Source organism: Shewanella sp. MEBiC00475, from assembly GCF_005234075.1.
GTDB classification, from domain to species: Bacteria; Pseudomonadota; Gammaproteobacteria; order Enterobacterales; family Shewanellaceae; genus Shewanella; species Shewanella polaris.
In genome coordinates this window covers 1,471,939-1,493,031 of record NZ_CP039928.1, presented here as the reverse complement: position 1 = coordinate 1,493,031, position 21,093 = coordinate 1,471,939, and the positions used below count along the sequence as shown (strand labels likewise).

Here is a 21,093-nt window from a genome sequence, read left to right as displayed (position 1 = left end):
AATCAAAAAAATGAAGTCTATACAGAATTGTAAATCCATAATAGGTATTATTTAACATTAACTTAGCCGTTATTTTTCTTGGTTTATAACAGACGCTTTAGCACGTTACCTTTAGTCTATTCTGTGACCTTAATCAAACGATTAATGGCATTGTCTAGACTAAGGTGTCCAAGCTCACATTTTGAAGGTATAATCGCCGAAAATCAGATCGTACATTGTATACAAAATAAAATATTGATGAATACAGTGTCCACTCAACATCGAAAATAACCATCCTTAACCTGACCTAGATGGAAGTAAAAACTATGTTCAAAGCGAGTGAAGTACTGGGCGGTCGCTATGACAATGCCACTCTTGAAGAACTGTTTACTGCAGTGACCAACAACTATATTGTCGATGAAGAGCAATACCTATCTGAATTAATTAAACTTGTGCCTTCGTCAGAACAAGATATTGAACAAGTGACTCGTCGTGCCCATGAGCTTGTGAGCAAAGTTCGTCAGTTTGAGAAAAAAGGTCTTATGGTGGGTATTGATGCATTTTTGCAGCAATACAGCTTAGAAACGAAAGAAGGCATTATTTTAATGTGCTTGGCTGAAGCCTTGCTGCGTATTCCTGATGCTGAAACCGCGGATGCGCTTATTCAAGATAAGCTGTCTGGTGCTAAATGGGATGAACATCTTAATCATAGTGGTTCACTTCTGGTTAATGCCTCGACATGGGGATTAATGTTAACAGGTCGAATTGTAAAATTAGATCGTAACGTTGACGGTACGCCAAGCAACTTGCTTAAACGTCTGGTTAATCGCGTCGGCGAACCTATGATCCGACAAGCGATGCTTGCGGCCATGAAGATTATGGGTAAACAGTTTGTGTTAGGGCGCGATGTTAAAGAAGGGCTTAAAAATAGCGACGCTAAACGCAAGCTAGGTTATACCCACAGCTATGACATGTTAGGTGAAGCTGCATTAACCGCCAACGATGCGCAAAAATACTTTATGGATTACAGCGAAGCTATTCGCGATATTGGTGCCCAACAATATGATGACTCTGATTCGCCAAGACCGACTATTTCAATCAAGTTATCTGCACTGCATCCTCGTTATGAAGTTGCTAACGAGGACCGCGTACTAAGCGAATTGTACGACACTGTTATTAAGTTAATTGTACAAGCGCGTGAACTCAATATCGGCATTTCCATCGATGCAGAAGAAGTCGATCGTCTTGAGTTATCACTGAAATTATTTAAGCAACTTTATCAGTCAGAAGCCGCTAAGGGCTGGGGCTTATTAGGCATTGTGGTGCAAGCTTATTCTAAGCGTTGTTTACCTGTGTTGTGTTGGTTGACGCGTCTTGCAAAAGACCAAGGTGATGAAATTCCACTGCGCTTAGTAAAAGGCGCTTACTGGGACAGTGAGCTTAAATGGGCACAACAAGCTGGCGAAGCCGGTTACCCGCTTTATACCCGCAAAGCGGGCACTGATGTGTCTTACTTGGCTTGTGCACGTTATTTGTTGTCAGATATTACTCGTGGCGCTATTTATCCTCAATTTGCCACCCATAATGCGCAGACCGTCGCCAGTATTGATGCGATGGCCGGCGACAGGTTATACGAATTCCAACGTTTACACGGCATGGGGCAAGAGCTTTACGACACAATGCTTGCTGAAAGCGGTGCTAAAGCGGTGCGTATTTATGCCCCCATTGGTGCTCATAAAGATTTACTGCCGTATTTGGTCCGTCGCTTACTTGAAAACGGTGCTAATACCTCATTTGTGCATAAACTGGTGGACCCTAATACGCCAATAGACAGTTTGGTCATTCACCCATTAGTGACGCTACTCGGTTATAAATCGTTAGCTAACCATCAAATTGCTCAACCTGCTGATATTTTTGGTGCAGAACGTAAGAACTCTAAAGGACTAAACATGAACATTATTTCTGAATCAGAGCCATTTTTTGCAGCATTAGACAAATTTAGCGATACTCAATGGACAGCGGGTCCATTAGTAAACGGTAAAACCTTAACGGGTGAAGTGCAAACCGTTGTTAGTCCATACGATACGTCATTAATAGTAGGCAAAGTGGCTTTTGCAGATGCAAACGCTATTGAACAAGCCATTGCCGGCGCAGATGCGGCTTTTGGTGGTTGGGCACGCACACCTGTTGAGACTCGTGCTAATGCACTACAGAAATTAGCTGATTTATTGGAAGAAAATCGTGAAGAGCTGATTGTGTTATGTACTCGAGAAGCGGGTAAAAGTATTCAAGACGGTATTGATGAAGTGCGTGAAGCGGTAGATTTTTGTCGCTATTATGCCGTACAAGCTAAGAAAATGATGGCTCAACCAGAATTGCTTCCTGGCCCAACAGGCGAGTTAAACGAGTTATTTTTACAAGGGCGCGGCATTTTTGTGTGTATTAGTCCATGGAACTTCCCATTAGCGATTTTCCTCGGTCAAGTTTCAGCAGCACTTGCTGCAGGTAATACCGTTATTGCAAAGCCTGCAGAGCAAACTTGTTTAGTGGGTTATCGTGCAGTGCAACTGGCACATGAAGCCGGTATTCCTACCGATGTATTACAGTTTTTACCCGGCACTGGTGCTGTTGTTGGTTCTGCAATCACCGCTGATGAACGTATTGGTGGTGTGTGCTTTACCGGCTCGACCGGTACCGCTAAATTGATTAATCGCACTTTGGCAAACCGTGATGGCGCAATTATTCCATTAATCGCGGAAACCGGTGGTCAAAATGCCATGGTGGTTGATTCAACATCACAACCAGAACAAGTGGTAAACGATGTGGTTTCTTCATCGTTTACCAGCGCTGGGCAACGTTGTTCGGCACTGCGAGTATTGTTCTTACAAGAAGATATAGCAGATCGAGTGATTGAAGTCATGAAAGGTGCTATGGAGCAATTAGTGATTGGCAATCCTAGTTCGGTTAAAACCGATGTAGGCCCTGTAATTGATGCCACTGCCAAAGCGAACTTAAATGGACATATCGATCATATCTGCCAAGTCGGTAAACTCATCAATAAGCTTGAGTTACCTGCGGGCACTGAAAAGGGGCATTTTGTCGCACCAACAGCGGTAGAGATCAATTCGATAAAGATGTTAGAAAAAGAGCATTTTGGCCCTATTTTGCATGTTATCCGTTATAAAGCGGCTGACTTAGGCAAGGTTATTGATGAAATCAATAGCACTGGATTCGGTTTAACCTTAGGTATTCATAGTCGTAATGAAGGGCATGCGTTGTCGCTTGCTGATAAAGTCAATGTGGGTAACGTGTATATTAATCGAAATCAAATTGGTGCAGTGGTTGGCGTACAGCCATTTGGTGGTCAAGGGTTATCAGGTACGGGACCTAAAGCGGGTGGTCCACATTATTTAACTCGTTTTGTGACCGAAAAAACGCGCACAAATAACATTACTGCTATTGGTGGTAATGCTACCTTGTTGTCGTTAGGTGATGCTGACGAGTAACGTCATTTGTTTTTATCTTCTTAAGCCCAACTTGTGTGGGCTTTTTTATACCACTAATGAAATGAATTTAGCTGGATATTATTGCGTGTTAATCCTCGACTGACATTTTTGCATAATTTACCAAAACGACTGATGTCACCTAAAGAGGGGATCACACCTTGTGCGATAGCCGCTTCCCAATAGCTGAGTTCCGAATCGACCAAGTCCAATAATTTTTTAGGACAACCCACGCAACTGTTACCGGACCCACAACGAAAGATATCTGGTGAGTCTAAAGGAAAGGCCTGTTTGGCTTGGGCAATGAGTTGTTTCATCGCACAGATCCTGTCGGGTTTATGTTTCATATTTCACCTCGAGTAACAATTGAGCTTATCATTATCAAAAAAAGCTTAATGATTTAGGGTCATGAGAGGGATCGGTGAACACTTATTACAATAGCAAATCGGCCATAGGTTCATATTAATACAAATCAATTTTTAGCTGTAAAAATGGCGTTAAGTCGATACTTATGTAAACTGTTTGTAGCAGTTTTCAAGTTTTAGAATAAAAATCACTCCGGAAGCAAAGAAGTCTAGACGTCTGTGTTGACAGTGGTGAAGAGTTCTCTTATTCTTGGCACAAATTGTTATGATGTAACTGCAATATTTGGCTATGCTCAATGCATTGTTAGATAACCACCGATGATCGAGATTGAGTTGTACTCGCTTTTTCCATCCGACAATCCCTATTCGATAAGATAAAGAGAGATCACTTTGACCAAAGCTACTTCACCGGTTCCGACAGCAGTAAACAGCCCTGCATCGTTTGTGGCATTGTTGCCATTATTTTTGTTTTTAGGATTATTTATTGGCGCTGGTTTATACTTTCAAAGCCAAGATGTTGATTATGCGTTTTATCAATTACCTAGTGTGATTGCTATTTTACCGGCCATTGTGTTGGCTGTGTTGTTGTCCAAACAACACATCAATAATGCGATAGAAACATTTATTGAAGGTATTGGCCACAGCAATATTATTGCTATGTGTTTAATTTATTTATTGGCGGGCGCATTTGCTGCAGTGGCTAAGGCCACTGGTGGTGTTGATGCCACAGTCGGACTCGGTTTGTCATTTATTCCATCTAATTTATTATTACCCGGTTTCTTTGTGATAGCCGCTTTTATCGCGACTTCAATGGGTACATCAATGGGCACGATAGCCGCAGTTGCACCTGTGGCGTTAGGTGTGGCTGACCAAGCACAAATTGACTACGCATTAATGGCCGGAGCGGTAATGTCTGGCGCATTATTTGGAGATAATTTATCGATTATTTCCGATACTACGATTGCGGCAACCCGTACTCAAGGTTGTGAAATGAAAGATAAATTTCGTGAGAACTTAGTGTTTGCTATTCCGGCATCGATCTTGACCTTGATTGCTTTCTCGTTTGCTGGTCAAGGGCATGCAGATATTGCTGCTCAGGATATTGAAATACTAAAAGTCTTACCGTATTTAACCATTTTAGTATTAGCGGTGGCAGGGTTAAATGTATTTGTGGTGTTGTCATTAGGGATAGTGCTCGCAGGAATGACAGGTGTGCTGAGTTCTGACTACAGCTTTATTCAATTTGGGAATGACATTTATACAGGCTTTACTAATATGCAGGAGATTTTTATTCTGTCGATGTTGGTGGGCGGTTTAGCAGCATTAATGCAGCAACAAGGTGGGTTAACCTTTGTGAGTAACCAGATAGAGCGTTTAATTAAACGTTTTTCAAAAGCCAATGGTGAAGCATCAACCCGTGCTGCGGAGCTAGGTATGGCAGCCATTGTTGCCGCGACCAATACATGTGTGGCTAACAATACTGTCTCGATAGTGGTCACGGGTGATATCGCCAAAGAATTAGCCGAAAAACACGGTGTACCACCAAAACGAGCTGCGAGTATTCTTGATATTTTTGCGTGTATCATTCAGGGATTAATTCCACACGGTGCCCAAGCATTATTAATCGCATCTGTGTTTACCATTAGCCCGTTAACCGCAGTGTCAAATGCTTGGTACTGTATGATTTTAGCCGTAACGGCTGTGACCATTGTAATCTTTCGAAAACGTGTGTAACGCTTATGTGACGAAGCGTAAATAACTTATTCACTTTTACGTTGAAACGAATAAAGTTAATGAGTGATATTTGAACCATAGTCTATTACCACAATACCCTGTCATTCATGATTGGGCATTGTGGTTTTTGGATAGCGTTATTATTGCGCAGTGTTGTTTTGGTTATTGGCTTTTACTTTTTTGTTTTCCGCGTTAATATTCACATCCCATTTTTGACTAAGTATCGACCAGTGACAAATAGAGTCCGTAATTATGATTTACATCTAGTGATTGTATTTATGTCATTGGCAGCCGCAGTGATCTGCTCTTTGGGAGTGGGAAGTGCGCTTGTTGTACAAGCGGACAGCATAAATTTAGATATGCTTATGATCCGTCCCGATACCCTTGGCAACTATATGAACTCGTCTTTTGCAGTGGTATTTAATTTATCATTATTAGCGGGGGGATCATGTTTCTTACTGGCCATGGTGGCGCTGTTTAATACATATCCTGATTTATTGAGCCGTTATCTTGCGATTATTGGTGGTGTAGTAGGCATTAGTATTGTGTTAATGGGGGTATTTCCGATTAACTTTTTAGATTTGCATCGTAAGGTGTCTACCCTTTATTTATTTAGCGCTATTTTGTTGCACTGTGTTTGCTTTGTGGACTATTTCAAACCGGGCAGTACGATGACCAAGCGAATGCTAACCCTAACCATTATTTCGTTGTGTAGTGGGTTATTATTGTTAACGCTGTTTAATTGGGAACTACTGGATTTTACCGCTTGCTCAGTCGATTTCCCCCAGTATTGTATTGTGTCACCAGCGATGTGGTCATTAACACAGGCAAATATTTTATGGTGTATTTGCCTTGGTTTAAGTCTGCGGACTACCATTAAAACGCAACAAATTAACAATTATCAATTGCTCCAATCCCATTAATTTCTGTCTATTCTTACTTGGGTATTGTCTATGACCTCAATGCGATTAAGTCATTATTTGGCTGTGTGTGATGTGGCCTCAAGACGCCAAGCCGCGCGACTTATTGATAGTGGTCGAGTCAGTATTAATCATCAAATATCCAAGCATACCGACCGAATAAACCTCGCTGAAACCGTAACGGTTTTAGTAGACGGTAAACCGATTTTGCCTGTGCAAGATAAACAATATTGGTTGTATCATAAACCTGTTGGTATTGATTGCCGCTTATTAGCGGATGATCCATGTAGTCTGTTACATGTATTGCCTGAGTCACCAAGGCTTTATCCTGCCGGTCGTTTAGATAAAGACTCTCGTGGGCTGTTGTTACTCACTAATGATGGTCAATTAACGCAAGCGTTAATGCATTCGGATTACTATCATCCAAAAACCTATGTGGTCCAAGTTAATAAACCAATTAGTGCTGATTTTTTATTGATGATGGCGCAAGGAGTTCATTATGGTGATGTGCACACTCGCCCTTGTGATATTCGGTCATTAAGTCTAGCGATGGACGAAGACAAGTTTGAGATTATATTAACTCAAGGGCTTAATCGACAAATACGCCGTATGTGTCAGGTGCTGGGCTATAAAGTGATTGATTTACTGCGCACTCAGTTGATGGATGTGTGTCTTGATGATTTGGCAGAAAAAACAATGCGGCCAGTGACGGCCGCAGAGTTATTGAGTCTTAATATGAGTGAACAAGATAGTTAACCCATTTGTTCACATAAGCTATTGATTTAGGCTAATAGTTAACATAAGCGTTATTTAACAATGTCCATTTCAGCTAATAAGTTGTCAGCATTGTCTAAATACTGCATTACCCATAGCATATAACGGCTATCAACTTGAATTGAACGGTTAGTTTGTGGATCATATCCCCAGTCACCGATGATACTTTCATATACACCATCAAATAGTAAGCCGACTAATTCAGCACGACCGTTTAAGGTTGGTGAACCAGAATTACCGCCAGTAGTGTCTAAAGTCGATAAGAAGTTAACCGGTACTGAATCAACGGCTTTGACATAGTAATCGCCATATTGCTTTTGCTTAATCAGCTCAAGCTCTTTAGCTGGTGCATCAAATGGATCAATGCCCGTGTCTTTAGCTAAAATGCCTTCTAAACGGGTAAAAGGCACTGCCACCAAACCATCCTGTGGTGAATACCCCTTAACGTTACCGACAGTCACACGCAAGCTTGAGTTTGCATCAGCATAAACAGGCTTTCCTAGCTCGCGATTATAAGCAATGATGGCGTCCATATATTGTGGGCGTACTTTCATTAGGTCGCCAGTAAGTTGCTTCTGTGCTTTTTCTAATGCCATATCTGACGCGTAAGTATTAACAGCAAATTGAATAAACGGATCGTTAGAGGCTTTAAAGTCTGCAACAGATTTGTTCATCCATGCTAAACGTGTCGCTTGATCATTAAGTGTTGTGTTGGCGTACATCTTGTCTAATGTATTGGCTAGTGCTTCAGCATCAAACTTGTTGGTAATACCAAAGGCTTTATCCAAAGACGCTAAACGTTGCTCTGCAGGTAATGCAGCATAACGTGTTAGTAAATCAGCTAGAATGGCCTTATCAACGCTGGCGGCATAACGGCGATCAATACGCTCCATGCTTGAGGTAAAGTTGGTCATGTCGCGGTCTTGATATCCCGGTTCACGATCCATATCTGCTAAGGTTTTTTCATTGGCTAAACGGTACAGGTCACGTGCAGTTGTCACCATAGTGGTGTAACCGATATAACCTAATAAGATATCACGTTGTTGATTTTGCTGACTCTTAGCGACGAGCTTTTCTAAGGTGGTCAAGGTTTCGCCATATTGTTGCTGACGTTTTTTATCTTTATTGATCCATGCAGTTAAATCACTTTCAATTTTATTGCGATCAGCCAACATGGTCGATTTACCATAAAATTCGATCATAGAAGTGAAGTTTTTGGCATAGTTAGCTAAGCCAGCAATGAGGCTTTCGTATTTAATGCGTTCATCACTGCCTTCTGGCGCAGTTTCTTTGATGATCTCAATCATACGCTCGCGTAGTACTTTTCCTTCTGGATAAGCCCACTCAAACTGATTTTTAACTTCATCTGCAGTGCGGTAACGGTTAGTGCGGCCAGGATAGCCAGCAACCATGACGAAGTCGCCATCACTAACACCTTTAGCTGATACTTTTAAAAAGCTTTTTGGCTCGTAAGGGACATTGTCTTTACTGAAATCAGCAGGCTTACCATCTTTTGATACATAAGCACGATAAAAAGAGAAGTCACCGGTATGACGAGGCCACATCCAATTGTCGATATCGCCGCCATATTTACCCACGCTTGCTGCTGGATTATAGGCTAAACGTACATCGCGAATTTCTAACTGCTTAACCAGATAATATTCTAAGCCGCCGTGGAAGCTATACACTTGGCAACGGTATCCGTCTTCTTTTTCACATTCAGCAACTAAGGTTTTTTCTTGTAGTTCAATGCCTTTATAAAAGTCATTGCCCACTTTATCCATTTGGTTCGCTTTCACTTTATCAGTAACATTGGTTACCGCTTCGGTGACAAAAATACGTGAACCCGGTGTTGCAGGTAATTCTTCGGCATAATTTTTTGCTAAGAAACCGTCTTTAAGCAAGTTTTTTTCGGGTGTTGAGTTGTACTGAATTGAGCCGTAAGCGCAGTGATGGTTAGTTACCACTAAGCCTTTAGGCGATACAAATGAAGCGGTGCAACCCCCTAAGCTAATCACTGCATTCATTGGAAATTCGGTTAATTTAGAAATTGAATCAGCGCTTATTTCTAAGCCTTTTGCTTTGAGCTCATCCGCCATTGCGGGAAGTTGATGTGGCTGCCACATACCTTCATCTGCTGCAGCGCCAAAACTGGCTGCTATTGCGACAGTTAATAACCATTTTTTCATTATAGAATTCCATTTTAAGAGGGAGCTTGTCATAAATATTGTGCCAGTTTGTCTCATTATATGAATCAAAATGATGAAGTCACAGAAACAAAAAAGTCAGGCTAAGCCTGACTTTAACAAATGTTTAATCATCTTAATAGCGTTTGCAAAACTCGCTTACAAATCCATTAATGATATATATGATTTAGGTCAACGCCACCATCAACTGAGCGACAACAATCAATGTGCCGAGTAAGCCTGCAATAATAAGTCCCAAGTTACCACCAGACACCTCATATCCTCCAAGCTGTTTTGAGCGTTGCTTTAGTGCCATTGCAATCGGTAAATAAATAATCATGACTACCAATGGAATAGCTGCAAAACCAAGCACTTTGAAAAATCCGTCTGGATAATACAACGCACATAATAGCGGGGGATAAAGGTAATTAACCATGTTTTAGCCCGCCCAGCAACATCATCTTTGGCTCGAGTGAGTTCAGCAACATAATCGAATAAGCTCATGGTGACGCCTAAAAATGAGGTGATTAACGCAAGGTTAGCAAATAAATCAATTGCTTGGCTGATAATATGTGACTCGGCTAAGCCCTGTAAAGCCGTCACGAGTTTAGGTAGTGAACCACCAAAACTATGAACAGTTTCTCCGCCTAAAGACCCTAATGTCACTAATAACCATAGAATGTAGCAAACTAGTGGAATGGTTGAGCCAATCAATAATACTTTTCTGAGCGCCACTGCATCGCCATTTAGGTAGCGCACAATGGTTGCAATACACACATGGAAACCAAATGAGGTGAATACCACCGGGATGGCCGCTAACCATAATTGTTGTAGCGCCATTCCTTCAGCAACATTAGTTGAGTAATTGTTTAGTGCGCTGATTACGTTAACGTCTGGTAATAAAAATGCCACTACAATAACCAGTAACACCACCATAGAGGTGAATAAAATCCGTGAAACTTTATCAATCCATTTCACGCCAATGGCAATTAATCCACCAAAAAAAACCGTAAATAATATTACCGCCACTTGGTTGCTCATATTAATACCGATGGGGGCTAAGCGGGTTTCTAATAGCGATGAGCCTCCCATCAGATACACCATGGTTAAAGCAAACAATAAACTGAGAAAGGAACCGCCTTGGATTAGCTGGCCGATGTTACCCAAGGTTTTACCGGTAATTGCGTGGACGTTATCGCCGACACCGCTGTGAAGATTAATTTCTAACATTAATAACGAGGTGTAAGCCGATAAGGCCCAAATAATCACTAATAAAATTAATGCGGGGATCATTCCCAAGGCTGCAGTTGCTAATGGTAGCGCGAGCATACCTCCGCCAATTGCCGTGCCAGCGACGATTGAAATAGAGCCTAAAGTTTTAAAATTCACAGAAAACGTCCTGTCTAATTATTATTTTATTTGTGTCGGACATTAGCAGAAGGGGGGATGAGCAGGCAAGGATCTTTGATTGTTAAAGGCTAACAGCCGTGTTTATAAACAATTACATAACATTATACTTAACTGTTTTATACTCGACTTATGCAATAGTGTAGCATTACATCAGTACCGCAGAATAGCTTCAGCATTGTGAGCGTTGATTAAATCTTTTCATAAGTTATAATGCCGCTTGTTTTAGGGGAGTAGCTAACCTAGCACGTCGACAAGATGTGATTAGGAGTAAGTGTCAACATACTTGGCCAAATGCCATGGTACTTACAGCAAATCATTGATACTAATTGATTTGCCATGCAAGACCTAAGCACAGTAACTGCATTAAGGGGTATGTGGTGGCTTGTGCTTAGTTGTCATTTACCCCTAGGAATATCACATTGGAAGCTTTATTCGCCTCAACTCTTACTGTTGCCATCGCTGAAATTGGCGACAAAACTCAATTATTAGCATTATTACTAGCGGTCAGATTTCACAATAAAACCGCTATTATCTCAGGTATTTTACTCGCTACATTATTAAATCATTTTCTTGCGGCATGGTTAGGTCAGTGGGCAATTGCCTGGATTGACCCACAATGGGCAACCTATTTGGTGGCGGGTTCATTTTTTGCTATTGCGTTATGGGTCCTTATACCCGATAAAATGGATGATGATGATAATCGCTTCTATAAACTCGGTGCTTTTGTTGCTACGTTTATATTGTTTTTTATTGCTGAAATGGGTGATAAAACTCAAATTGCGACGGTAGTCTTAGCGGCAAAATATCAAGCACTGACATGGGTTGTCATCGGCACTACATTAGGTATGCTGATTGCCAATGTCCCAGTTGTATTGGCTGGAAGTTTTAGTGCAAATAAATTACCTATGAAGCTTATTCATCGAACCTGTGCTGTGATTTTTATACTACTCGGTGTGGCAACGCTGATGTGGTAAAGGAGGTTTAATGCCCAATAGCCGAGTTCTTGATAGTGATGCCGCCCGAGGATTGCCTTGGGTTGTCGCGATTGCTTTTTTTATGCAGTCACTTGATGGAACGATTCTGAACACCGCGTTACCAGCGATGGCCAACGATTTAAGCGAAGATCCTTTGCGTATGCAAGGCGTCATTATCGCTTACATGTTAACGGTTGCTTTGTTAATCCCTGCTTCAGGCTGGATTGCTGATCGCTTTGGCACCAAAAAAATCTTCTTTGGTGCGATTTTATTGTTCAGTTTAGGATCACTGCTTTGTGCATTGTCCAATTCATTAGACATGCTGATTGGCGCTCGGGTTGTGCAAGGGTTAGGTGGTGCTTTGATGTTGCCTGTTGGAAGACTGGTGGTGCTGCGGGCATATCCACGCTCGGAATTAGTACGGATCATGGGATTTATTACCATTCCCGGTTTACTGGGTCCTTTGCTCGGCCCTACTCTGGGCGGTTGGATGGTGCAATACCTGACATGGCATTGGATCTTTTTGATCAATCTCCCTGTCGGCGTGGTCGGTTGCTATGCCGTGTGGAAGTTTATTCCCGATTTACGCGGCAAAGAAAAATCGCGTTTTGATAGTCTAGGTTTTTTGTTATTTGGCAGTGCAATGTTGTTGATTACCATTGCCATGGAAGGGTTAGGGGAACTGGACCTGCCGCACTTACGGGTGATGTTGTTGTTATTTGGCGGCATGGCGTGTTTGATAGCATATTGGCTACGAGCCGGTCGAATAAATAATCCGTTATTTTCGCCTTCATTATTTAAAACAAGAACATTTGCTATCGGTATTTTTGGTAATCTTTTTGCGCGCTTGGGCAGTGGCGCATTGCCATTCCTAGTGCCTTTATTATTGCAAGTTGCGCTAGGTTATTCACCTTCTCAAGCTGGGATGAGCATGTTGCCATTAGCCGCAGCAGCTATGATAGCTAAGTCGCTGGCTCGACCTATTATCGAATGGTTTGGTTATCGCTTGGTGCTAACGATTAATACTTTGGCGCTGGGATTGATGCTTGCAAGTATGGGGCTGGTAGGTGAACAAACGCCATACTGGTTGTTGTTGTGCATGTTGGCGATTCTTGGTGCAATTAACTCATTACAGTTTACGGCAATGAATGCCGTGACTCTTATTGATTTAGACGATGTGAATGCCAGTAGCGGCAATAGCCTGTTGTCTGTGGTGGGACAGTTATCATTAAGTCTCGGTGTTGCGTGTGCTGGTGCTCTGCTAGGTGGTTTCAGTGCAGAAGTTGGCAGTGATGATATGACGACCGTTCTGCAAGCTTTTCAACGGACTTTTGTCACTGTTGGCATTATGGCGATGTTAGCCGCGACCATTTTTTCACAACTGTCTAAAGATGTTGGCCGAAGGGTTAAGGATTCAGAAGATAACATTGCACTTTAAGGTACATAGTTACATGATACTGTCCGCAGATGTCCTGGTGTTTGTTGAGCCAATCCACATCATACTCCGATGCTATTAGCCTTGGTTATTTAACGATAGCGGCAAAGTCGTTTTTTTATATTCTTAGTTTTCGCGCTAAACTCTTACATGCGTAAGGCATTAAACAATCAATCTCGGGTAAAACGTCACAACTCACACCATTTTTGTGCAGTCTTCCACACATTTTCTCCCGTAAACGCTTAAAATATATACATGACCGTTTCTAATCTGCACCTACATTTGATTATGTAAAATATAATAATGGAGTCACGTTATGGATATTAAGAGACATGGTTTATCAATAGGCATAAACCGAATTGAAAATGTGTTTTTTGTTACATTGAAAGCCGTTGGCACATTAACCCACGAAGATTATCTTGTCATTACGCCCATGTTAGAAGGAGCACTGAACCAAATAGCACAACCTAAAGTGAGTTTGTTCTTTGATGCCACAGAATTAGATGGCTGGGATTTACATGCCGCTTGGGATGATTTGAAGCTTGGATTAAAACATAAATCTGAGTTTGAAAGAGTGGCTATTTGGGGGCGTAAAAACTGGCTTGAGTGGTCGGCAAAAATTGGCAGTTGGTTTATTGCGGGTGAAATTAGATATTTTGAAGACCAAGATGAAGCCTTAAAATGGCTTCGCTATTAATCAGATGTTCATTATAAGCGGATCTTGAGTAGTGCATGTGTCGTTAGCGGTGTTATAGGGTATTTAACCCTAGGAAAATATTCCCTAGGGTTATAACAATTTATGCCGTTGTATTGACATTATGACCACTGTTGCCAACGGGCTGCGGAGCAGGTAGTTGCGCTGCTTCAATGAGTTGCAATGCCATTTTACCTTCAACCTGTTGCTGTTCTTTAGCCCTTACGGCCACTTTTAAGCTACTGCCAGAATCAATCGTTGTAGGCATTGAAGACGGTGAATTAACACTAATTGACATAGTTAACCTTAATATAAAGTTGGATGGTAATAGTATATCGGCCGAGAATCGAAATGCTTGATGCATTTTTGATTATAGGTTGTGCACAACCAATGTTATCATTAATCAATAATATTGGTTAGTGGAGTAAAACCATGTCTAATAAAGCGTTTATTGAATCTCAATTACTTGCGGCACAAAATCCGCTAGCACTTGAAAACCAGGTGTGTTTTTCTTTGTACAGTGCCGCGAATGCGATGATCCGCGCATATCGACCATTGTTAGATGAGCTGTCGCTGACTTACCCACAATATCTAGTGATGATGGTGCTTTGGAAAGAGCCAGGCATAAGTGTTAAAACCTTAGGGGATAAATTACATTTAGATTCTGGCACGTTAACCCCATTACTAAAACGTTTAGAGAATAAAGCGTTAGTCACCCGTGGACGCAGTGAGTTGGATGAACGTGTGCGTGTGTTACATGTCACGGTGCAAGGCCAACAGTTATATCAGCAAGCCTTGACTATTCCTGAGCAAATGCGTTGTAAAGTCGGTGGCAGTATCGAAGATTTGCAACAATTAAAGCAACTGTGTGATCAAGCATTTATTGCGCTTAATTCTGGAGAGGTGAGTAATTGTGAAATGTGATGAACTTGAGCATGATGATTGTCTCATGAATACTCAACTATCATGAGCTTGAGTCAATAAGTTTACTGCAACAACAGTTAAGCTATTTTATTGATATTCACCCGTTAGCAAAGGTTAGCGCCAGTATTAAGCGGGAACTGCATTTTACACAAGCCAAGATGGTTACCCTTGGAACTGTTCACCAAGCAAGTTTACACTTGATTAACCCCCAGAGTGACAAACCGCATATGTGATGGGGCTCGCTATTGTCTAAAGACATGCTCTAAAGATATGCAATCATAAAAGTGTCATCTTAATGTCATAGTATTGTTTATCAACATAAAAAGGTATCAGAACTATGTGGCAAATATTCAGTCGTTTTTTAGCGCTAGGGTTAATTAGTTTTGGCGGCCCTGCGGCACATATTGGTTACTTTAGAAAAGCATTTGTTGATGAATTGCAATGGCTAGACAGTAAACAATATTCCAGTTTTGTCGCTTTAAGCCAGTTTATGCCTGGCCCTGGCTCAAGTCAGGTTGGTTTTGCCATTGGCTACCATCGTGGTGGTTTATTGGGTGGGTTAGCGGCCTTTTTAGGGTTTACTTTACCGTCTTTTTTACTGATGTTTTTATTTGCGGTAACTAGTGCCCAATGGTTAGATTTAACAGCCGTTGAGGGCGCTATTCACGGCCTCAAACTACTGGCTGTTGTGGTTGTCGCTGATGCGACCTTGTCAATGTTTGGCCAGTTTTGCCAGCGTAAAACAACTAAAGTATTAATGGCCGCAACCGCTGTCGCGACGCTATTAATGCCTTCATTATCAATGCAAATTGCGGTGTTAATAGTGGCTGCTGTTGTCGGGGTTATGTTGTTGACTCGAGGTGAGGCTATTACCCCAGATGCTCCAGCTATCAAGCTTAATTATTATTGGTTAGCATTATTTATTATCGGATTAGCCACATCGTTTTATTTCATTAATCAACCCGATAGCCTTGGGCAAATTTTTGCAAAATTCTTCCAAGTCGGTAGTTTGGTTTTTGGTGGTGGACACGTGGTGCTACCATTACTTGAAACCAGCGTGGGCGAATACATGACCCCAGACCGTTTTTTAACGGGTTACGCGCTTGCACAAGCTATTCCTGGCCCCATGTTTACGTTAGCCACTTTTTTAGGTGCTGACTTATGGTTAGAGTCACCTATTCAGGGGGCATTAGTCGCCACATTCGCTATTTTTATTCCGGGTTTTTTATTAATGCTGGTGGGGTTAAAAAGTTGGCATTCAATCAGTCAGCGGCCAGCTATTGCTGGTGCGTTAGCGGGAGTTAATGCGGCTGTTGTTGGGTTGTTGCTTACAGCACTTTATCAGCCGGTGTTCACTAGTGCGGTAACTATGCCGTTGGATATGGCGTTGGTGATTATTGGTTTTACTCTCTTAAAAGTCTTTAAGCCTGGGCTTGTATGGCTGGTGATTGGATTTGCAGTAATCGGTAGTGGATTGCCAATGTTGTAAAACGGTTATTATATTGTCTGTTTTTGCGACATGCTTCACTCTATGGTGCTGCATTTATGAAGGTTTTTTATTAAATAAACTATAATAATAAGTAGATTTTACCTACTAAGGCCTAACCATTATGCTGGGATCTTCTCTACGCAATAAACTACTTGGACTATCATTAATTCCACTGTTATTAATCCTTATCGTATTGCTGAGTCTTTTTTATGTTAATGAAAGCGCATCATTGACCAAAGATATTGAGACTTTTCGCAGTGAATTAATTTCAGAACGTAAAAATCAACTTAAAGAAACAGTTCAGGTTGCACAAGGCATTGTTGAATATCAACTTGCTTTAGGTGATGAAGGTGATGTCAAAAATGCTTTAAGAGACTTGCGTTTTGGTACAGCGGGGTATTTTTATATTTATGATGATACAGGTGTGAATATTTTTCATGCCACTATACCTGCACTTGAAGGTCAAAACAAAATTGATATGACCGACCCTAATGGGACTAAAATCATTGTTGGATTGTTGGATGCAGCTAAAGCGGGTACTGGTAATTTTTCGTATTACTATCAAAAACCAGGTAGCGACAAGCTTATTGAAAAATTAGGTTTTGCAGTAATGATACCGAATACTAATTGGATGTTAGGTTCAGGCGCTTATATTGATGATATTGAAGAGTCTATTGCTGCTTACGAAGTTTATAAAACTGAAGAGATGAACCAGAAAGCATTTTTATTTTTATTAATCGCGTTAGGACTTGCTGGTGTGACGGCCTTTGCCGTGGTGCTGATTGCACACAAAATGGTAGTGCCAATTAAAAATATGGCTATCTCGTTACATGACATTGCCAAAGGCGAAGGGGATTTAACCAAACGCTTAGACGTATCCAGCGAAGATGAGATTGGCCAATTAGGTAGCGCATTTAATCTGTTTGTTGACAAATTACAGCATATTATTGGTGATGTAGCCGGCGCTACGGACAGAGTTAAACATGCTGCTCAAAGTATCAGTGGGCAAACCATGTCGATGTCTGAGCAACTCAACCACCATAATAATGAGGTGGATCAAATTGTCACCGCTATCACCGAAATGTCAGCGACAGCCAATGATGTGGCCCACAACACGAATATGGTAGCAGAAGCCACCCATGCGGCCTCAGACAATGTAGCGAAAGCACAAAACTGTGTTGATACCTCATTAACCGAAGTATCCCATTTAATGGAGCAAATCGACAATGCAGCCGCAGATGTTAAGTCATTAAGTGAGCAATCTACAAAAATTAATACCGTACTTGGTGTGATAGGTGGCATTGCTGAACAAACCAACTTATTGGCGCTTAACGCAGCGATTGAAGCTGCACGAGCGGGCGAACAAGGCCGAGGGTTTGCAGTAGTTGCCGATGAAGTAAGAAACTTGGCCAGTCGCACTCAAACCAGTACGGTTGAAATTAACGAAATGCTGGCCGAATTGCATAAGCTCGTGACTAAGGCTGTACAAACCATGGCCGAAAGCCAAACCAGTTGTTTAAGTTCGGTTGAGTCTTCAAGGGCTATTTCTGAGAGTTTAGGTGCTGTTACCTCATCCGTAACCAGTATTAACGACATGAGTACTCAAATTGCTACCGCAGCAACAGAGCAAAGCTCAGTAACTGAAGAAATTAATCGTAATATTAATTCAGTACAAGAAATTGTGAATATGTTATTAACAGCTAGCCAAGATGCTTCTGGTATGAGTAAAACGGTGGCGAATGAAGGTCAGACGCTGTCTGAGCTGGTTGGGCAGTTTAAGATATAAACTAATTGCCATTGTAAGAGCTACATAAAAATGAACCCTCAGAGGGTTCATTTTTTTATGTTTTATCCGCAATCGAGATGAGTGCAATACCCTTGGCACATATTCATCATTAGTTTGTTAATAATCGCTCTTCTGGTCTAGGTTTAGTACCTGTCATGGGGTAAAATACGCCGTTGCACCTTTTGTTAACTGCTAAATATAAGTTGAATATTCATGTTTGAAGTTAATCCAGTAAAATTCAAAATCAAAGAGCTCGCTGAACGTACTGAGTTACTTCGGGGGTATCTTTGACTACGCTGCCAAAAGTGAGCGTCTCGAAGAAGTCAATCGAGAGCTAGAAAGCCCTGAAGTGTGGAATGAGCCTGAACGTGCTCAAGCCTTGGGTAAAGAGCGCGCCGCATTAGAAGCCGTTGTTAAAACTATTGATGATATGGACACGGGTCTTGAAGACATCGAAGGATTGCTAGAACTGGCAATCGAAGAGGATGACGAAGAAACGTTTAATGATGCCGCTACCGAACTTGAAAGCCTAGACTCTCGTCTGGCCGATTTAGAATTCCGCCGCATGTTTTCTGGAAAAAGCGACGCTTCAAACTGTTATCTTGATATTCAATCTGGTTCTGGCGGCACCGAAGCACAAGACTGGGCCAACATGGTTCTGCGGATGTATTTACGCTGGGGTGACGCACATGGTTATAGCCCAGAGTTAATGGAAGTCACAGATGGCGATGTAGCAGGTATTAAAGGCGCTACGATTAAGTTTACTGGCGAATATGCTTTTGGTTGGATGCGAACTGAGACGGGTGTGCATCGCTTAGTTCGTAAATCGCCATTTGATTCATCAGGTAAACGTCATACTTCTTTTTGTTCGGTTTTCGTTTACCCAGAAATTGATGACGATATTGAAATTGATATAAATCCATCGGATTTACGTATCGATACTTACCGCGCATCAGGCGCGGGTGGTCAGCACGTCAACAAAACAGATTCAGCGATACGTATTACGCATTTACCGACTAATACAGTGGTGCAATGTCAAAACGATCGCTCGCAACACAAAAACCGTGACTCTGCTTTTAAGCAATTAAAAGCCAAGTTATACGAGTTAGAAATGCATAAGCAAAATGCCGACAAGCAAGCCGCTGAAGATGCAAAATCAGACATCGGTTGGGGCAGTCAAATTCGTTCATACGTATTAGACGACGCCCGTATCAAAGATTTACGTACAGGGGTTGAGAACCGTAACACTCAAACTGTGCTGGATGGTGATTTAGATAAGTTTATTGAAGCCAGCCTAAAATCAGGACTTTAATCAAAATTAATACTTCCCGCCATGTAATGATGGTAGGTAAAAGCGAGAATATAACATGACTGAACACGTACAAGATGAAAACAAACTGATTGCTGAGCGTCGCGCAAAATTAGACTTTATGCGCACCACCTGTCCTGCTAATGCTCACCCAAATACATGGCATCGCAGCCATAAAGCGGCTGAACTTCAGGCACAATACGGTGAGCAAACCAAAGAAGCATTAGAAGAATTAGCTTTTCAAACCAGCATTGCTGGCCGTGTTATGGCTAAGCGTGGTCCGTTTTTGGTGATTCAAGATGTGTCTGGTCGTATTCAAGCTTATGCTGGTAAGCCAGTACAAGGCGATTTAAAAGAACGTTATCAAGGTTTAGACATCGGTGACATCATTGGTGTTAAAGGTCAGCTGCATTTATCTGGTAAAGGCGACTTGTACGTTAACATGGAAGAATATGAGTTACTGACCAAAGCATTGCGTCCGTTACCTGAAAAATTCCACGGTTTAACAGACCAAGAAACGCGTTACCGTCAGCGTTACGTTGATTTGATTGTCAATGAAGATTCTCGCAACGCATTCATTATGCGTTCTAAAGTGGTTTCTGCTATTCGTAACTTCATGATGAAAAAAGAGTTCATGGAGGTTGAAACCCCAATGATGCACGTTATTCCTGGTGGTGCTTCAGCACGTCCGTTTGTGACTCATCATAATGCGTTAGACATGGCTATGTACTTGCGTATTGCACCCGAATTATATTTAAAGCGTTTAGTTGTTGGTGGTTTTGAGCGAGTGTTCGAAATTAACCGTAATTTCCGTAACGAAGGTTTATCACCACGTCATAACCCAGAATTCACCATGATGGAATTCTATATGGCGTATGCTGATTACAACGATCTTATGGATTTAACTGAAGAAATGCTCAGTTCAATTGCCATTGATCTATTAGGCAGTGCCCAAATGCCATACGGCGAGCACACCGTAGATTTTGGTGGTCCTTATGCCCGTTTAAGCATGTTAGAAGCGATTCAGAAATACAATCCTGACAACGCGACTATTCAGGCTATGACTTACGAGCAAGTTAAAGACCTAGAGTTTATGCGCGATTTGGCCAAGAGCCTAGGCATCAAGCTAGAAAAATTCTGGACTTGTGGTCAGCTGCTAGAAGAAATATTTGGCGAAACTGCTGAAACTCAATTAATGCAACCAACCTTTATTACTGGTTATCCTGCAGATATTTCGCCTTTGGCGCGCCGTAACGACAATAATGACTTTATTACTGACCGTTTTGAGTTCTTTATCGGTGGTCGCGAAGTGGCTAATGGCTTTAGTGAGCTTAACGATGCTGAAGATCAAGACCGACGCTTTAAAGCGCAAGTTGACGCAAAAGATGCTGGCGATGATGAAGCTATGTTTTACGATGCAGACTACATCACTGCACTTGAACACGGTTTACCACCAACTGCAGGCCAAGGAATTGGTATCGATCGTTTAGTGATGTTATTCACTAACACCCATACTATCCGCGACGTGATTTTATTCCCAGCAATGCGCCCACAAGCGTAAATGCATTTGTTGGCTATTTGTTATTGAGTCGCTGACATTAATAAAACCAA

Annotated in this window: 15 protein-coding genes, 1 pseudogene and 1 riboswitch; of the genes and pseudogenes, 12 read left to right on the top strand and 4 right to left on the bottom strand. The window is 41.7% G+C overall.

From position 1 onward, the window contains the following. Positions 1 to 290 precede the first annotated feature (290 nt). Positions 291 to 3,485 carry a bifunctional proline dehydrogenase/L-glutamate gamma-semialdehyde dehydrogenase PutA gene (gene putA / locus FCN25_RS06570; protein WP_175405834.1) on the top strand — a complete coding sequence of 1,065 codons (3,195 nt, stop codon included), beginning with the start codon at positions 291 to 293 and terminating at the stop codon, positions 3,483 to 3,485. Positions 3,486 to 3,538: 53 nt separating this feature from the next. Here the strand turns inward: putA and FCN25_RS06565 are convergent, their stop codons facing one another. Next, the gene (locus FCN25_RS06565) at positions 3,539 to 3,829 is read right to left on the bottom strand and encodes a hypothetical protein (RefSeq protein ID WP_137223097.1); all 291 of its coding nucleotides are present in this window, start codon (positions 3,827 to 3,829) and stop codon (positions 3,539 to 3,541) included. A 408-nt stretch (positions 3,830 to 4,237) separates the two neighbouring features. Here FCN25_RS06565 and FCN25_RS06560 point away from each other — a divergent pair, with 408 nt between their 5' ends. From FCN25_RS06560 to FCN25_RS06550, 3 genes are all read left to right on the top strand, one after another. Continuing rightward, positions 4,238 to 5,581, top strand: coding sequence for a Na+/H+ antiporter NhaC family protein (locus FCN25_RS06560; RefSeq protein ID WP_137223095.1), 1,344 nt, complete (start codon positions 4,238 to 4,240; stop codon positions 5,579 to 5,581). Positions 5,582 to 5,811: 230 nt separating this feature from the next. Beyond that, on the top strand, positions 5,812 to 6,504 hold the full coding sequence (locus FCN25_RS06555) for a hypothetical protein (RefSeq protein WP_137223093.1): 693 nt from the start codon (positions 5,812 to 5,814) through the stop codon (positions 6,502 to 6,504). Between the two features lie 39 nt (positions 6,505 to 6,543). Further along, complete coding sequence (locus tag FCN25_RS06550; protein WP_175405931.1) at positions 6,544 to 7,257, top strand: 23S rRNA pseudouridine(2604) synthase RluF; 714 nt, start codon at positions 6,544 to 6,546, stop codon at positions 7,255 to 7,257. A gap of 50 nt (positions 7,258 to 7,307) precedes the next feature. On the opposite strand, the gene FCN25_RS06545 is transcribed toward FCN25_RS06550, so the two are convergent. Continuing rightward, a complete protein-coding gene (locus tag FCN25_RS06545) occupies positions 7,308 to 9,464 on the bottom strand; it encodes a S46 family peptidase (RefSeq protein WP_137223089.1) in 2,157 nt (718 codons plus the stop codon). A gap of 184 nt (positions 9,465 to 9,648) precedes the next feature. Then, positions 9,649 to 10,850, bottom strand: a pseudogene (locus tag FCN25_RS06540) (aromatic amino acid transport family protein). Between the two features lie 234 nt (positions 10,851 to 11,084). Then, positions 11,085 to 11,207: riboswitch (yybP-ykoY riboswitch) on the top strand. A gap of 83 nt (positions 11,208 to 11,290) precedes the next feature. Here FCN25_RS06540 and FCN25_RS06535 point away from each other — a divergent pair. From FCN25_RS06535 to FCN25_RS06525, 3 genes are all read left to right on the top strand, one after another. Beyond that, positions 11,291 to 11,845, top strand: coding sequence for a TMEM165/GDT1 family protein (locus FCN25_RS06535; protein ID WP_137223087.1), 555 nt, complete (start codon positions 11,291 to 11,293; stop codon positions 11,843 to 11,845). A gap of 10 nt (positions 11,846 to 11,855) precedes the next feature. Beyond that, positions 11,856 to 13,283, top strand: coding sequence for a multidrug transporter subunit MdtD (gene mdtD / locus FCN25_RS06530; RefSeq protein ID WP_137223085.1), 1,428 nt, complete (start codon positions 11,856 to 11,858; stop codon positions 13,281 to 13,283). 313 nt (positions 13,284 to 13,596) lie between these two features. Then, a complete protein-coding gene (locus FCN25_RS06525) occupies positions 13,597 to 13,977 on the top strand; it encodes an STAS/SEC14 domain-containing protein (protein WP_137223083.1) in 381 nt (126 codons plus the stop codon). A gap of 100 nt (positions 13,978 to 14,077) precedes the next feature. Here the strand turns inward: FCN25_RS06525 and FCN25_RS06520 are convergent, their stop codons facing one another. Next, the gene (locus FCN25_RS06520; protein WP_137223081.1) at positions 14,078 to 14,272 is read right to left on the bottom strand and encodes a cytoplasmic protein; all 195 of its coding nucleotides are present in this window, start codon (positions 14,270 to 14,272) and stop codon (positions 14,078 to 14,080) included. 134 nt (positions 14,273 to 14,406) lie between these two features. Here FCN25_RS06520 and FCN25_RS06515 point away from each other — a divergent pair, with 134 nt between their 5' ends. From FCN25_RS06515 to lysS, 5 genes are all read left to right on the top strand, one after another. Next, entirely contained in the window at positions 14,407 to 14,898 is a 492-nt protein-coding gene (locus FCN25_RS06515; protein WP_137223079.1) for a MarR family winged helix-turn-helix transcriptional regulator, read from the top strand. A gap of 337 nt (positions 14,899 to 15,235) precedes the next feature. Further along, positions 15,236 to 16,387 carry a chromate efflux transporter gene (gene chrA / locus FCN25_RS06510; RefSeq protein WP_137223077.1) on the top strand — a complete coding sequence of 384 codons (1,152 nt, stop codon included), beginning with the start codon at positions 15,236 to 15,238 and terminating at the stop codon, positions 16,385 to 16,387. A 121-nt stretch (positions 16,388 to 16,508) separates the two neighbouring features. Further along, positions 16,509 to 18,173 (top strand): methyl-accepting chemotaxis protein, encoded by a 1,665-nt coding sequence (locus tag FCN25_RS06505; RefSeq protein WP_137223075.1) that lies wholly within the window; start codon positions 16,509 to 16,511, stop codon positions 18,171 to 18,173. Positions 18,174 to 18,386: 213 nt separating this feature from the next. Further along, positions 18,387 to 19,485, top strand: a protein-coding gene (gene prfB / locus FCN25_RS06500; protein WP_175405833.1) for a peptide chain release factor 2 whose coding sequence is annotated in 2 segments (ribosomal slippage) — positions 18,387 to 18,461 and positions 18,463 to 19,485 — 1,098 coding nt in all. Because the reading frame shifts where the segments join, the coding sequence is not laid out codon by codon here. A gap of 55 nt (positions 19,486 to 19,540) precedes the next feature. Further along, on the top strand, positions 19,541 to 21,043 hold the full coding sequence (gene lysS, locus FCN25_RS06495; protein ID WP_137223071.1) for a lysine--tRNA ligase: 1,503 nt from the start codon (positions 19,541 to 19,543) through the stop codon (positions 21,041 to 21,043). Positions 21,044 to 21,093: the final 50 nt, after the last annotated feature.

Excerpts from the sequence above, each read along its gene's own strand:
- putA (WP_175405834.1), top strand. The coding sequence starts at position 291 with ATGGAAGTAAAAACTATGTTCAAAGCGAGTGAAGTACTGGGCGGTCGC.
- FCN25_RS06565 (WP_137223097.1), bottom strand. The coding sequence starts at position 3,829 with ATGAAACATAAACCCGACAGGATCTGTGCGATGAAACAACTCATTGCC.
- FCN25_RS06550 (WP_175405931.1), top strand. The coding sequence starts at position 6,544 with ATGCGATTAAGTCATTATTTGGCTGTGTGTGATGTGGCCTCAAGACGC.
- FCN25_RS06545 (WP_137223089.1), bottom strand. The coding sequence starts at position 9,464 with ATGAAAAAATGGTTATTAACTGTCGCAATAGCAGCCAGTTTTGGCGCT.
- mdtD (WP_137223085.1), top strand. The coding sequence starts at position 11,856 with ATGCCCAATAGCCGAGTTCTTGATAGTGATGCCGCCCGAGGATTGCCT.
- FCN25_RS06525 (WP_137223083.1), top strand. The coding sequence starts at position 13,597 with ATGGATATTAAGAGACATGGTTTATCAATAGGCATAAACCGAATTGAA.
- FCN25_RS06520 (WP_137223081.1), bottom strand. The coding sequence starts at position 14,272 with ATGTCAATTAGTGTTAATTCACCGTCTTCAATGCCTACAACGATTGAT.
- FCN25_RS06515 (WP_137223079.1), top strand. The coding sequence starts at position 14,407 with ATGTCTAATAAAGCGTTTATTGAATCTCAATTACTTGCGGCACAAAAT.
- chrA (WP_137223077.1), top strand. The coding sequence starts at position 15,236 with ATGTGGCAAATATTCAGTCGTTTTTTAGCGCTAGGGTTAATTAGTTTT.
- FCN25_RS06505 (WP_137223075.1), top strand. The coding sequence starts at position 16,509 with ATGCTGGGATCTTCTCTACGCAATAAACTACTTGGACTATCATTAATT.
- lysS (WP_137223071.1), top strand. The coding sequence starts at position 19,541 with ATGACTGAACACGTACAAGATGAAAACAAACTGATTGCTGAGCGTCGC.